The sequence below is a fragment of the Micromonospora sp. NPDC048843 genome, from assembly GCF_040649965.1.
GTDB lineage: Bacteria > Actinomycetota > Actinomycetes > Mycobacteriales > Micromonosporaceae > Micromonospora > Micromonospora hortensis.
Window position 1 is genome coordinate 1 of sequence record NZ_JBEZGJ010000193.1, and the last position, 13033, is coordinate 13033.

The following is a 13033-nucleotide window of genomic DNA, read 5'->3' on the forward strand; positions in this document are numbered from 1 at the left end:
GCGTGACGGCGCGTTCTTCCCGTTTCCGAACCCCGCACACCCGTTCGCGGGTATTGCTGGGCATACCCCGAAGAGTGGCCGCTGCGTCGGCGCAGGGTGGCCGCCGCGAGCACCAGCGCCAGCACCACCGCGCCGAACACCACAGCGACGTCGCGCCACATCCGGCCGGTCGGTTCGGCGTGGGCGCCGACCTCCTGCAACGCCTCGATGGCGTACGACAGGGGGAAGGCGTCACTGAGCGCCTGGAGCCAGCCGGCCATCTGGTCGCGGGCCACGAACAGCCCGCAGAGCAGCAGTTGGGGGACCACGACGACTGGCAGGAACTGTACTGCCTGGAACTCGGTGCGCGCGAAGGCGCTGCACAGCAGCCCGAGAGCGACGCCGAGCACGGCGTCGAGCACGGCGATCCCGAGCACCAGCCCGATGCTGCCGGCGGTCTCCAGATCGAAGATCCAGTACGCCACCGCGGCGGCGACGGCTGCCTGCACGGCGGCGGCCAACCCGAAAGCGATGCCGTAGCCGAAGAGCAGATCGAGCTTGCCCAGCGGCGTGGTGAGTAGTCGCTCCAGCGTGCCCGAGGTGCGTTCCCGCAGCATGGCGATGCTGGTCACCAGAAACATGATCACGAAGGGGAAGATGCCGAGCATCACCAGCGCGATCCGGTCGAAGGTCGACGGTTGGCCGGGCGGGGTCGGTTGGTCGGCGTACATGAAGTAGACAAGGGTGAGCAGGACGGCCGGCACCACCACGAGCAGCGCGATGGTCCGCCGGTCGTGCCGAAGCTGACGCAGGATGCGACCGGTGGTGGCGGCGAGAATTCGCGCGTTCATGCTGTCTCCCGTGCGGCTGTCGCGTCGGTGCTGGTGGAGGCGGCCTCGCCGGCCCGGATGAGCCGCAGGAACGCCTCGTCGAGGTCGTCCACACCGGCGGTGGCGCGGATCGCGGCAGGGCTGTCGTCGGCGATCAACCGCCCCTGGCGGATCAGCAGCAGTTGGTCGCAGCGCGCCGCCTCGTCCATCACGTGGCTGGACACCAGCAGGGTGGTGCCGGCGGCGGCCATCGCGTGGAACCGGGCCCACAGGTCCGCCCGCAGCACCGGGTCCTGGCCCACTGTCGGCTCGTCGAGGATGACCAGCTCGGGCTCCCCGACCAGGGCACACGCCAGCGAGGCTCGGCTGCGTTGACCGCCGGAGAGGGTGCCGACCAGTTGACCGGCGGCCTCGGCCAGCCCGACATCGCTGATCGCCCGGTCGGCCTCGGCGCGCCCACGCCCGTAGAGGGCCGCGAAGTAGCGGGCGTTTTCCCGGACGGTCAGGTCGGCGTAGACGCTCGGCGCCTGGGTCAGGTAGCCCACCCGGTGCCGCAGCGCGGGGGTTCCCGCCGGTTGACCGAGCACGGTGACTGCCCCGCCGCTGACCAGCTGCACCCCGACCACCGCGCGCATGAACGTGGTCTTGCCACTGCCGCTGGGGCCGAGCAGCCCGGTGACCGCACCGCGCGGAACCCGGCAGCTGATGCCGTCCAGCACCCGCCGCCCACCCCGGTCCACGACCAGGTCTCGGACGGCTATCGCATCGTCCATCACGCACCTCCAGAGAAACTCATCACCTGTTGAACTCAACGCTAGATGAAATACTGCGCCGGGCGCAACGCCCGCACCGGTGCCCGGCGGGGCGACCGTCGCGCGGAGCGCGAGAACGGGCAGTAGGCTCCGGACCGGACACGAAGTCCGCCAACGGGCATTGCGCGCCGATCGGACGTACGGCACGATGGCGCGGTGGGTCACGCTCCGTTACCGGATAGCGGTTTTCTTGAGGATTGGGCCGCGCGGTTGCGGCAGGCCGCCGAGCGGCCGGTGGTCGGCATCCTGTTGCGCGGCAGCCACGCCCGCCGTGCCGCCACCGCGCACAGCGACGTCGACCTCGACGTGTTGGTCGGCGGCGCCCCGTACGCGGCCCGCCGGGCCTACCTGGACGAGTCCGCAGGCCAGGTCACTCACGTCTCGGTGGCCGCCCGGGACATCCGGTCCTGGGTGCACCGACTGGGCGAACCGGCCGACTGGGCGTTCGGGCTGCCGGTCACCGCGCCGGCGCGGCTGCTCTGGGCCGACCCGCACTGGCGGCCCCGGATCGACCTGCCGGTGCTGTGTCAGCCCGCCGAACCACCCCGGCTGGAAGAGATGATCGCCACGCTGGGTAAGGCCGCCTCCGCCCGCGCGGCCAGCGACCGCCTCGGGGTCCGGCTCGCCGTCGCCGACCTGGCGCGGCTCTGCCCCTCGGTGCTGCGCCCGGCCAACCCGTCCGTGCGGGTCCACTCCCGCCGGGCGGCCTTCGCGGCGGCCCTGGAACTGCCGGTGGCGCCACCCGGTTACCGGACGGACATGCTGCTCTGCCTCGGGCTGCGCCCGGGTGCCACCGGGCAGCTCTGGGCCGCTGCGGTACGGCTGGTCGCCGGCACGCTGCCGTTGATCCGGCCGTACGCCGAGGAGATCGCCGACACGGCCGGCGCGGACCTGGCCGCCGCCCTGGTCGACGGCCGGCTGGACCGCTACGTCGCCCAGCTGGCGCGGCCGGCCGGCCCCTCGTCGCAGTCCGGGCCCTTGTCGCAGTGCGGGCCTTCTCCGCAGTCCGGGCCCTTGTCGCAGTGCGGGCCTTCTCCGCAGTCCGGGCCCTTGTCGCAGTCCGGGCCTCCGCCGCAGTCCGGGCCCTTGTCGCAGCCGCGGCCCTCGTCGCAGCCCTGGCTCTCGGAGCCTTCGCCGCAGCCCTGGCGGGAGCGGTCGGCGGTGCCCGCGCCGCGTGCGGGAGAATTGGTGACTGTGCCCGTACCTGACTCGCCGGTGACCGGCGTCCCCAGCGATCCGAACGAGCTGCCCGCGCCGGCGCGCCCGTCCCGGCTCGACCCGGCCATCGCGGCCCAACTGCGCCGCACCGCCGACGGTCTGGTCGCCGCAGTGGTGCGCGCGCACGACTCCGGTGAGGTGCTGATGGTCGCCTGGATGGACGACGAGGCGTTGCACCGCACCCTCACCACCGGCCGGGCCACCTACTGGTCGCGCAGCCGCCGCGAATACTGGGTCAAGGGCGCCACCTCCGGGCATCACCAGTACGTGCGGTCGGTCGCCCTGGACTGCGACGGGGACGCGCTGCTGGTCAGCGTGGACCAGGTCGGCGCGGCCTGCCACACCGGGCACCGGACCTGCTTCTTCACCGAGCTGCCCGTCACCGGGACGGAGGCACCGTGAGCACGCTCAGTGCGACCCGGCGAAGCACCGCGGTCACTACCGAAAGGTGGGTCGGCTGATGACCGACGGCACCCTCAGCCCCGACCTGGACACCTTCACCGCGCTGGCCGCCGACTGGCGTGTGGTGCCGGTCACCCGGCGACTGCTGGCCGACGGGGAGACCCCAGTCGGGGTCTACCGGAAGCTGGCCGGTGGACCGGGCACGTTCCTGCTGGAATCGGCCGAGCAGGGCGTCGGCTCGGCCGGCATGGCCTGGTCGCGCTACTCGTTCATCGGCGTACGCAGCAGCGCGACCCTGATCGAACGCGACGGCGTGGCGACCTGGCTCGGCCAGCCGCCGGCCGGGCTGAGCACCGAGGGCGACCCGGTGCGGATGCTGCGGGAGACGGTGGCGGCGCTGGCCGGCCCGGTCGGTGACCCGTCCGACGGTCTGCCGCCGCTGACCGGGGGCATGGTCGGCTACCTCGGCTACGACCTGATCCGGCGCTTCGAGCGGTTGCCCGAGCTGACCGAGGACGACCTGGGCGTCCCGGAGCTGGGCATGATGCTCGCCACCGACCTGGTGGTGCTCGACCACTACGACGGCTCGGCGATCCTGGTCGCCAACGCGGTGCTGCCGCCGTTGGACGCCCCGGACCGCGCCCCGCAGGTAGCCGCCGCCTACCACCACGCGGTGGGCCGGTTGGACGCGATGACCACGGCGCTGTCCCGGCCCATCCCGCCGATGATCTCCACGGTCGAGCGTCCGCCGGCCGGCGAGGTGCAATGCCGTACGCCCGACGGTGGTTATCCGAAGGCGGTGGAGGCGGCCAAGGAGGCGATCAGGGCCGGTGAGTGCTTCCAGATCGTGCTCTCCCAGCGCTTCGAGCGGACCACCCACGCCGACCCGCTGGACGTCTACCGGGTGCTGCGTACCAGCAACCCCAGCCCGTACATGTACCTGCTGCGCTTCGACGGGTTCGACATCGTCGGCTCGTCCCCGGAGGCACACCTGAAGGTCACCGGAGCCGCGGACGGGCGGCGCCGGGCGTTGCTGCACCCGATCGCCGGCACGCGGCCGCGGGGTGGCACCCCCGCCGCCGACGCCGCGCTCGCCGCCGAGCTGCTCGCCGACCCGAAGGAACGAGCCGAGCACGTGATGCTGGTCGACCTCGGCCGCAACGACCTGGGTCGGGTCTGTCAGCCCGGCAGCGTGGAGGTGCCCGAGTTCGCCACCATCGAGCGGTACAGCCACGTCATGCACATCGTCTCCACAGTCACCGGCACGCTGCGTGACGACCAGAGCGCTTTCGACGCGCTGGCCGCGACCTTCCCGGCCGGCACGCTCTCCGGGGCGCCCAAGGTGCGCGCCATGGAGATCATCGAGGAGTTGGAGCCGGTCCGTCGTGGCCTCTACGGCGGCACCGTCGGTTACTTCGGCTTCGGCGGCGACCTGGACATGGCGATCGCCATCCGGACCGCGCTCATCCGCGACGGCCGCGCCTACGTCCAGGCAGGGGCAGGGGTGGTCGCCGACTCGGACCCGGCCGCCGAGGACCAGGAGACGCGAAACAAGGCGGCGGCCGTGCTGGCCGCGATCGCGGCTGCCGAAACCCTCCGGCCGGCACGGTGAGCGCGCGGAGTGCGGCGAAGTGGTGCCCCGCGGTCGCCAACGGAGGGCTGCGCTCGTGAGCGGCGGGAAGCGGTCCGTCGTGGGTCGGCGCGCGTTGACGTACGCCGTGCTGCTCTGCCTGGCCGGCGCGGGCCTGGCGCTGTGGGCCGCGACGCGTAGCTGGTCGGTAGAGCTGACGGTACGTCCGGCGCCGCTGCCTCCGGTGCGTGACACCCGCAGCGGTGCGAGTCTGCTGCCCTGGCTGCCGGCGTTGGCCCTGGTGACCTTGGCCGGGGGTGGCGCGGTGCTGGCCACCCGGGGCCGCCTGCGTCGGGTGCTCGGGGCGCTGCTCGGCGTACTCGGTCTGGCCGTGGCGGCCGGCGGCGGGTATGGGCTGGTAGCCGACGTGGGTGGCGACGCGAGCCGGCAGTGGCCGGCGCTCTGCCTGCTCGGCGGCCTGCTGGCCGCCGGGGGAGGCTGGTGGACGGCGGTGCGTGGCGGTGACTGGCCGGCCATGGGCGCCCGCTACGAACGTCCGGCGCGGACCGCGCCGCAGGCCGCGCCGACGCAGAGCGACCCGGCCGTGCCGCCGACGCCGTTGGCGGGGCGGCGGACCACCGAGGCGTGGGACGCGCTGGACCGGGGCGAGGACCCGACGGACGACTGACGCGACGGCTGGCTGACGCGGTGGCCGCGACGGACAGTCGACGCGGCGGCCGGCGGGCGGTCAGCCGACCGGCTGGCGCTCCCACTGGGCGCGGCTACTGGTGGCGCGGGCGGCGGTCAGCTCGGCGACCAGGCGGTTCAGCTCGGCGCGTTGGTCGGCGCGGGCCCGGTCGGCACACACCGCTTCCCAGGCGTTGCCCCGTGCCGTCCGCATCCGTCCCTCGCCCACCACTGCCCGTTCCACGGTGTGCACCACTCCGACGGCGAGCGATGCCACCGTCCGCGAGATGGTGGTCAGTCCGATGGTCGGGTTCGGCTCGGAAATGCTCATGGTCACCTCGCACGAGGAGTTGCTGCGGTCGGGGCAGGCGCGTCATCGAGTCTGCCCGAGGACGATGCTCGCCCGTCGACGTTTCGCCGCGGTGACCGCCCGGTCAACTGTCTCGCCTCGGCTGTGACCAGGCACCGTCCGTTCGGCCTTGAGCTTGCTCACAGCATCGATTGGCATCGCTGCGGTCAGGCGGCGAGCGGAAACTGGTGGCATGATCGATGGATCGGCCCGGTCTGACCGCGGCCGCCAGGCTCCATACCGCGTGACGGTGGTCGATACCGGAGGTGGCGCTGCGTGACAACCCCTTCACGGCAAGTCGGCCATTATGCCGCAGCCCTTTTCGTGAGCAGCGCCATACCCCCGGCATTCGGCGTCGGTCGGCTGCCCCTAGCATCGGCCCATGACGCCCGGAGAGGGGAGTCCGTTCGTGACTGCTGAGCATGCGCACGCGGAGGGGGACGAGGCCGGCCAGGCAGCGTCCGTAAGCGTGCTCGACGAGATTCTGGCCGGCGTGCGTGAAGACGTCGCCCGACGCCAGGAGCAGGTTCCGCTGGAGCGGATCCGTGAACTGGCAGCGGCGGCGCCGCCGCCCATGGACGCGTACGCGGCGCTGCGCAAGCCCGGCGTGGCCGTGATCGCCGAGGTGAAGCGCTCGTCGCCGTCCAAGGGCCGGCTGGCCGAGATCGCCGATCCGGCCGACCTCGCTGTCGACTACGCGGCAGGTGGGGCGCGGGCGATCAGCGTGCTGACCGAGGGGCGCTGGTTCGGCGGTTCGCTGGACGACCTGGCGGCCGTCCGTGCCGCGGTCACCGTGCCGGTGCTGCGTAAGGACTTCGTGGTCTCCAGCTATCAGATCCACGAGGCCCGCGCGCACGGCGCCGACCTGGTTCTGCTGATCGTCGCCGCCCTCGAGCAGAACGTCCTGATGGGTCTGCTGGAGCGGATCGAGTCGCTGGGCATGACCGCCCTGGTCGAGGTGCACGACGAGGAAGAGGCCGACCGCGCGCTGGAAGCCGGCGCGCAGGTGATCGGGGTCAACGCCCGTGACCTGCGTACCCTGGAGGTCGACCGGTCGGTGTTCGAGCGGATCGCGCCGGGCCTGCCCAGCAGCGTCGTCAAGATCGCCGAATCCGGCGTTCGTGGCCCGCACGACCTGATCCGGTACGCCTCCGCGGGCGCCGACGCGGTCCTCGTGGGCGAGGGCCTGGTCACCCAGAAGAGCCCCCGCGAGGCGGTCGCCGAGTTGGTCAACGCCGGCAACCACCCGGCAACGCCCCGGCCGGTGCGCTGACCCGCGCCGGTCTGACGTCCCACCGAGAGGATTCCCGATGAGCGCCGACGCGCTGGCCCCGGTGGCCGGCCCGCAGCCCGACTCCGCCGGCCACTTCGGCCGCTTCGGCGGTCGGTTCGTTCCCGAGGCCCTGGTGGCCGCGCTGGACGAGCTCGACGGGGCGTGGCGTACGGCGATGGCGGACGAGTCCTTCCGGGCGGAGTTCGGCGCGCTGTTGCGCGACTACGCCGGCACGCCTTCGCTGCTCTACGAGGCCCGGCGGTTCTCCGCGAAGGTCGGCGCGCGGGTGCTGCTCAAGCGCGAGGACCTCAACCACACTGGTGCGCACAAGGTGCGCAACGTGCTCGGCCAGGCGCTGCTCACCAAGCGGATGGGCAAGACCCGGGTGATCGCGGAGACCGGCGCCGGCCAGCACGGTGTCGCCACCGCGACCGCCGCCGCCCTGTTCGACCTGGAGTGTGTGGTCTACATGGGCCAGGTCGACACCGAGCGGCAGGCGCTCAACGTGGCCCGGATGCGGATGCTCGGCGCGACGGTCATTCCGGTCACCAACGGCTCGCGCACCCTCAAGGACGCGATGAACGAGGCGATGCGCGACTGGGTGGCCAACGTCGACGAGACGCACTACCTGATCGGCACCGCCGCGGGCCCGCACCCGTTCCCCGCAATGGTGCGCGACTTCGTGCGGGGCATCGGTGACGAGGCCCGCCAGCAGTGCCTGGACCTCACCGGCGGGCTGCCGGACGCCGTGACCGCCTGCGTCGGCGGCGGCTCCAACGCGCTGGGCATCTTCCACGCGTTCGTTGGTGACGAGGCAGTGCGGCTGTACGGCTTCGAAGCCGGCGGCGACGGGGTGGCCACCGGCCGGCACGCGGCGAGCATCACCGGTGGGTCCGCCGGGGTGCTGCACGGCACCCGCACCTTCGTGCTCCAGGACGCCGACGGGCAGACCCTGGAGTCGCACTCGATCTCCGCCGGCCTGGACTACCCGGGCGTCGGGCCCGAGCACGCGTGGCTGCACGACACCGGCCGGGCGAACTACCTGCCGGTCACCGACGACGAGGCGATGGCCGCCTTCGAGCTGCTCTGCCGTACCGAGGGCATCATCCCGGCGATCGAGAGCGCACACGCGCTCGCCGGCACCGTCACGCTGGCTCCGAAGCTCGCCGCGGAACTGGGCCGGGAGCCCACCATCGTGGTCAACCTCTCCGGGCGGGGCGACAAGGACGTGCACACCGCCGGCGACTACTTCGGCATCCTCGACAAGGAGCGGTGAGATGAGCCGGATCGGGGTGGCCTTCGACAAGGCCCGCGCCGACGGACGGGCACTGCTGGTCGGCTGCATGCCGGCCGGTTTCCCCACCGTCGAGGGCAGCATCGCCGCGATGACCGCCATGGTCGAGGCCGGCGTCGACGTGATCGAGGTGGAGATCCCCTACTCCGACCCGGTGATGGACGGGCCGGTGATCCAGCGGGCCAGTGACATCGCGCTGGCCGGGGGCGTACGCACAGCGGACACGATGCGCATCATCGAGGCGGTGGCGGCCACCGGCGCTCCGGTGGTCACCATGACCTACTGGAACCCTGTCGAGCGGTACGGCGTGGACGTCTTCGCCCGTGACCTGGCCTCCGCCGGCGGCACCGGCCTGATCACCCCGGACCTCATCCCCGACGAGGCCGACGAGTGGCTGGCCGCCTCGGACGCGCACGGGCTGGACCGCACGTTCCTGGTCTCGCCGTCGTCAACCGACGCTCGACTGGCGATGACTGTGCAGCACTGCCGCGGCTTCGTCTACGCGACCGCCGTGATGGGGGTGACCGGCGCCCGGGCGCGTACCTCCGACGCCGCCCCGACGCTGGTCTCCCGGGCCCGCGCTGTCACCGACCTGCCGATCGGTGTCGGTCTGGGTGTGGGTACCGGCGCGCAGGCCGGCACCGTCGCCGGTTACGCCGATGGAGTGATCGTGGGCAGCGCGCTGGTCCGGTGTGTGCTCGACGCGCCCACCGAGGCCGACGGGCTGGCCGCCCTGCGCACGCTCAGCGCCGAACTCGCCGAGGGCGTCCGTAACCCCACCCGCTGAGCCCGGCCCGGCTGAGCCCGGCCCGGCTGAGCCCGGCCCCGCTGAGTTCGCCCGGCTCAACCCTCGGCGCTCGCGCCAAGCGAGGCTGCTCGCGACCACGCGGCGGACCTCGGGACGGTTGCGGCTTGTCAGGGGTGCAGGGACCGGTCCGGGGCCTCGCCGCGTTGCTCCGGTGGCTGCCCCGCCCCCGGCTGCGCGTCCTGGCCGGTCCCCGGCGGCTGCGCGTCCTGGCCGATCGTCGGGCGGCCGTCCTCGGCCGGGCGAGCCGCCGGCATCGGCGCGGAGGCGACGGTGCCGGGCGCGCAGGGGACGTCGCGGAGCACGCCGGAGCGGCCGGCGGTCACGTCGCTGACGGCGGCCCGGGTGAGCGGGGTGACCACCTCGGGCAGCGCCTCGGGGGAGTACCAGGACAACCGGCAGTCCGGCGGTGGGTCGCTGGCGGGTCGGACCCCGGCCGTGCGGGCCCGGAACACGTGCACGAGGACGTCCGGCGCCGGCCCGGCGCGTCCGGCGGCGGCATCTCCCGGGGGGACGCTCAGGCGGTAGACCCCGACCAGGTCGATCAGCTCGATGTCCCAGCCGGTCTCCGCGCGAATGTCCCGTAGCGCCGCCCGCACCGGGTCCTCGGCCGGGCGCAGCCGTCCGCCGGGTAACGCGTAGCGGCGGACCCCCCGACCCTGCTGGCAGAGCAGCACCCGACCGGTGTCGTCGGTGACGACCGCGGCGACCGCCCAGGTGAGCGCGCTCATGGACAAAGAGCCTACGGCGGCGCAAACCAGAAGTCACCGGGATGCGCCCTCCAGCGGCCCGGGGTGCCGCTGCGGGGGTGTGCAGCGGTAGCGTGTGCACCCGTGACCCTCGCCTCGCTCTCCCCCCAGGCGGCCCTGCCCAGCCCCAGCACCGCGGTCTGGCAGCTCGGGCCGGTGCCGATCCGGGCCTACGCGCTCTGCATCATCGCCGGCATCGTGCTGGCCTGCTGGGTGACGGAGCGCCGGCTGCGGCAGCGCGGCGTCGCGCCCGGCGCGGTGCTTGACATCGCCGTCTGGGCGGTGCCCGCCGGCATCATCGGCGCCAGGATCTACCACGTGATCACCTCACCCGAGAAGTACTTCGGGGCCGGTGGCGACCCGATGAAGGCGTTCGCCATCTGGGAGGGCGGTCTCGGCATCTGGGGCGCGGTCGCCGGTGGCGCGGTCGGTGCCTGGATCGCGGCCCGACAGCTCGGCATTCCGTTCGGCGTGGTGGCCGACGCGCTGGCCCCCGGGCTGCCGCTGGCCCAGGCCGTCGGCCGGATCGGCAACTGGTTCAACAACGAGCTGTTCGGTGGCCGGACGACCCTGCCATGGGGTCTGGAGATCCACCGGATGGACCCGGACAACCCCGGGCACGCGCTGCGCGACGACGCCGGGCAGCCGATCCTCGAACCGGGTCTCTACCAACCGACCTTCCTCTACGAGGCGCTGTGGAACCTCGGCGTCGTAGCTCTGGTCCTCCTCCTCGACCGCAGGCTCAAGCTGGGCCGGGGGCGGGCGTTCGCGCTGTACGTGATGGGTTACACCGTCGGCCGGTTCTGGATCGAGCTGATGCGCACCGACGAGGCCAACCAGATCCTCGGCGTCCGGCTCAACGTCTGGACCGCCGCCCTGGTCTTCCTCGGCGCCCTCATCTACTTCGTCCGGGTGCGTGGCCCTCGGGACTACCTGATCCCGCTCGGCCCGGCGACGACGACCCCGCCCCCCACGTCCGACCTGTCCCAGGTCGACCTCTCCGAGCGGGAGACTCCCACGCGGGCCGCCGCGCCGGAGGGCTACCGGGTGGTGAGCGAGGAGCAGTACGCCGCCTGGCAGGAGACCGGCGATGTGCCGCCGGCGAACGACGACGACTCCCGGCCGGCTGATGGCCAGCCGTCCGACGACACGGCAGCCGCCGACCTCACGTCGAACGACGACGAGCCGGTTGACGAACCGTCCGCCGATCGCACCGACCGGGCCGACGCCACGGGCGCGCGTCCCGCCGACCGGGACAGCTGAGCGGCACCGATGCGAAGCGCGGTGGTGGTCGGCGCAGGGGTCGGTGGCCTCGCGGTGGCCGGCGCGCTGGCCCGTTCCGGCTGGCAGGTCACAGTGTTGGAACGCGCCGAACGGGTGCGTCCCGAGCCGACCGCTGTGGTGCTCTGGCCCAACGGTGTCCGCGCGCTCCAGGCCCTCGGCCTCGGCGCCGGTCTGGCCGCCATCGCCACCCCGTTGCCCGACGGCGGGGTCCGTCGCCCGGACGGGCACTGGCTCGTGCAGCCCCGGCCCATCCCGGCCGACCGCATGCCGGTGGTGGTGCACCGGGAGGATCTGCACGACGCGCTGATCGCCGGTCTCGGCGAGCGGGTCGAGTTACGCACCGGGGTGACAGTGCGCCACGTTCGCGTCGAGCCGGGCGAGCGGCCGGGAGTCAGCGACGGGCGGCACACCATCGAGGCCGATCTGGTGGTGGCCGCCGACGGCACTGACAGCGGCATCCGACGCCAACTCGCGCCCGAGTCCCGGGTGGTCAGCTCCGGGTGCGCCGCCTGGCGGGCCGTCATCCCCTGGTACCAGGCACCGCGGCTGCCCGACGATCAGCCGTTGGCCGGTGAGATTCTCGGCGCGGGTTACCGCTTCGTGGCCGCGTCGCTGGGTGAGCGCGGCTCCTCGGGTGGGTCCAGCCGGGGTGGCATCTACTGGGTGGCCACCGCCGCCGGCGCCCCCCGCCCGGAACCACCGGAGACCCAGCTCGCCCTGCTGCGCCGTTGGTACGCGGGCTGGCCCGCGCCGGTCGGCGCGCTGCTCGACGCCACCGACCCGGCCGACCTGGTCCAACAGGAGGTTCGCGAGCTGCGTCCGCTGCCCCGGGCGTACGGCTTTCCGGTCGGGCCCGGTGGGGTGGTGCTGCTCGGCGACGCGGCGCATGCGATGCCGCCGCACCTCGGGCAGGGCGCCTGCCTCGCGTTCGAGGACGCCGCCACGCTCGCGTCGCTGCTGCGGGAGGCCCGGCTGCCCGACGCCGTCCAGGCGTACGACCGGGTGCGCCGCCCCCGGGCCGCAACTGTGGTCCGGCAGACCAGGCGGATGTCGGCGGTGCTTCAGACCCGGGGCCGGTTGGCGCTGCGCGCCCGGGACGCCGCACTGGGCACGATCAACTCCCGCCTGCTCTCCAGCGCCGCCACCTCCGCCGCCCAGTGGCGCCCACCGACCTGACCCCACCCACCCCACACCTTGGGTCGATCAAGGAGTTGTGCTGGTGGACGAAGGTGGTAAATCCGCCTCAAGCCGGCACCACAGCTCCATGATCGACGCGCGTGGGAGTGGGAGCGGAGCGGGGCGGGGCAGGTCAGGGGATGAGGGCGGCGGGTTCGGCGATGCAGGCGGTGCCGATTCGGCGGAAGCCGACCCGCAGGTAGACCCGCGCGATCTCCTCGCTGCCCGCGGAGAGGAAGACCAGCTCGGTGCCGGCCGCCAGCAGTTCCCGGGCCAGGGTGGCGGTGAGCGCGGCGCCCAGCCCGCGTCGTCGGGCGGACGGCAGGGTGGCCACCCCGGCGATCTCCGCGACGTCGTCCACCCGCATCGCCATGCCGCTGGCCAGCGCGCCCTCGGTCGGCGTGCCCGCCAGCGCGGAGATCCGTCGCCCGTCGGCGATCCGGACGCGCTCCTCGTCGAGCGCGGCCAGTTCGAGTTCGGTGACGGCGGCGTCGCGTTCGGCCGGGCCGGCGTCACCGGGGGCGGTGCCGGCGGCGGCGAACGCGACCGCTGCCACCGCACGCCGTGCGGCGACGTCGGCGGCGAAGCCGGGGGAGTCGGCCGCC

At 73.5% G+C, this 13033-nt stretch carries 12 protein-coding genes and 2 pseudogenes; 9 read left to right on the forward strand and 5 right to left on the reverse strand.

All coding sequences use genetic code 11. The features are described 5' to 3' along the window. Positions 1-77: 77 nt before the first annotated feature. Together AB0C20_RS30895 and AB0C20_RS30900 are read right to left on the reverse strand one after the other, a co-directional pair. A pseudogene (locus AB0C20_RS30895) lies at positions 78-830 on the reverse strand (ABC transporter permease); the annotation flags it as partial. Next, positions 827-1582 (reverse strand): ABC transporter ATP-binding protein, encoded by a 756-nt coding sequence (locus AB0C20_RS30900; RefSeq protein ID WP_357190033.1) that lies wholly within the window; start codon positions 1580-1582, stop codon positions 827-829. The gene AB0C20_RS30900 and the pseudogene AB0C20_RS30895, both read right to left, overlap by 4 nt. 597 nt (positions 1583-2179) lie before the next feature. On the opposite strand from AB0C20_RS30900, the pseudogene AB0C20_RS30905 reads away from it, so the two are divergent. From AB0C20_RS30905 to AB0C20_RS30920, 4 genes and pseudogenes are all read left to right on the forward strand, one after another. Continuing rightward, positions 2180-2464, forward strand: a pseudogene (locus AB0C20_RS30905) (phosphoribosyl-AMP cyclohydrolase); the annotation flags it as partial. A gap of 351 nt (positions 2465-2815) precedes the next feature. After that, entirely contained in the window at positions 2816-3241 is a 426-nt protein-coding gene (gene hisI, locus AB0C20_RS30910) for a phosphoribosyl-AMP cyclohydrolase (protein ID WP_357190075.1), read from the forward strand. A gap of 58 nt (positions 3242-3299) precedes the next feature. Then, positions 3300-4853: an anthranilate synthase component I gene (locus tag AB0C20_RS30915; protein WP_357190035.1), complete on the forward strand. Its 1554-nt coding sequence runs from the start codon at positions 3300-3302 to the stop codon at positions 4851-4853. A gap of 55 nt (positions 4854-4908) precedes the next feature. Continuing rightward, the gene (locus AB0C20_RS30920; RefSeq protein WP_357569293.1) at positions 4909-5499 is read left to right on the forward strand and encodes a Trp biosynthesis-associated membrane protein; all 591 of its coding nucleotides are present in this window, start codon (positions 4909-4911) and stop codon (positions 5497-5499) included. Between the two features lie 60 nt (positions 5500-5559). Here the strand turns inward: AB0C20_RS30920 and AB0C20_RS30925 are convergent, their stop codons facing one another. Next, positions 5560-5829, reverse strand: coding sequence for a hypothetical protein (locus tag AB0C20_RS30925; protein ID WP_357190039.1), 270 nt, complete (start codon positions 5827-5829; stop codon positions 5560-5562). Between the two features lie 487 nt (positions 5830-6316). Here AB0C20_RS30925 and trpC point away from each other — a divergent pair, with 487 nt between their 5' ends. Genes trpC through trpA form a run of 3 tightly spaced genes read left to right on the forward strand, consistent with a single transcriptional unit; the run spans position 6317 to position 9201 of the window. After that, complete coding sequence (trpC, locus tag AB0C20_RS30930; protein ID WP_030334428.1) at positions 6317-7120, forward strand: indole-3-glycerol phosphate synthase TrpC; 804 nt, start codon at positions 6317-6319, stop codon at positions 7118-7120. A gap of 37 nt (positions 7121-7157) precedes the next feature. Then, positions 7158-8396 (forward strand): tryptophan synthase subunit beta, encoded by a 1239-nt coding sequence (gene trpB / locus AB0C20_RS30935; protein WP_357190041.1) that lies wholly within the window; start codon positions 7158-7160, stop codon positions 8394-8396. Between the two features lies 1 nt (position 8397). After that, a complete protein-coding gene (gene trpA / locus AB0C20_RS30940; protein ID WP_091407799.1) occupies positions 8398-9201 on the forward strand; it encodes a tryptophan synthase subunit alpha in 804 nt (267 codons plus the stop codon). Positions 9202-9329: 128 nt separating this feature from the next. Here the strand turns inward: trpA and AB0C20_RS30945 are convergent, their stop codons facing one another. Next, positions 9330-9950 (reverse strand): NUDIX hydrolase, encoded by a 621-nt coding sequence (locus AB0C20_RS30945; protein ID WP_357190043.1) that lies wholly within the window; start codon positions 9948-9950, stop codon positions 9330-9332. A 102-nt stretch (positions 9951-10052) separates the two neighbouring features. Between AB0C20_RS30945 and lgt the strand changes: the two genes are divergently transcribed. Beyond that, positions 10053-11231 carry a prolipoprotein diacylglyceryl transferase gene (lgt, locus tag AB0C20_RS30950; RefSeq protein WP_357190045.1) on the forward strand — a complete coding sequence of 393 codons (1179 nt, stop codon included), beginning with the start codon at positions 10053-10055 and terminating at the stop codon, positions 11229-11231. 9 nt (positions 11232-11240) lie between these two features. Then, on the forward strand, positions 11241-12428 hold the full coding sequence (locus tag AB0C20_RS30955; RefSeq protein ID WP_357190047.1) for an NAD(P)/FAD-dependent oxidoreductase: 1188 nt from the start codon (positions 11241-11243) through the stop codon (positions 12426-12428). 133 nt (positions 12429-12561) lie between these two features. Here the strand turns inward: AB0C20_RS30955 and AB0C20_RS30960 are convergent. After that, the coding region (locus AB0C20_RS30960) for a GNAT family N-acetyltransferase (RefSeq protein ID WP_357569294.1) at positions 12562-13033 on the reverse strand (472 nt) is incomplete at its 5' end.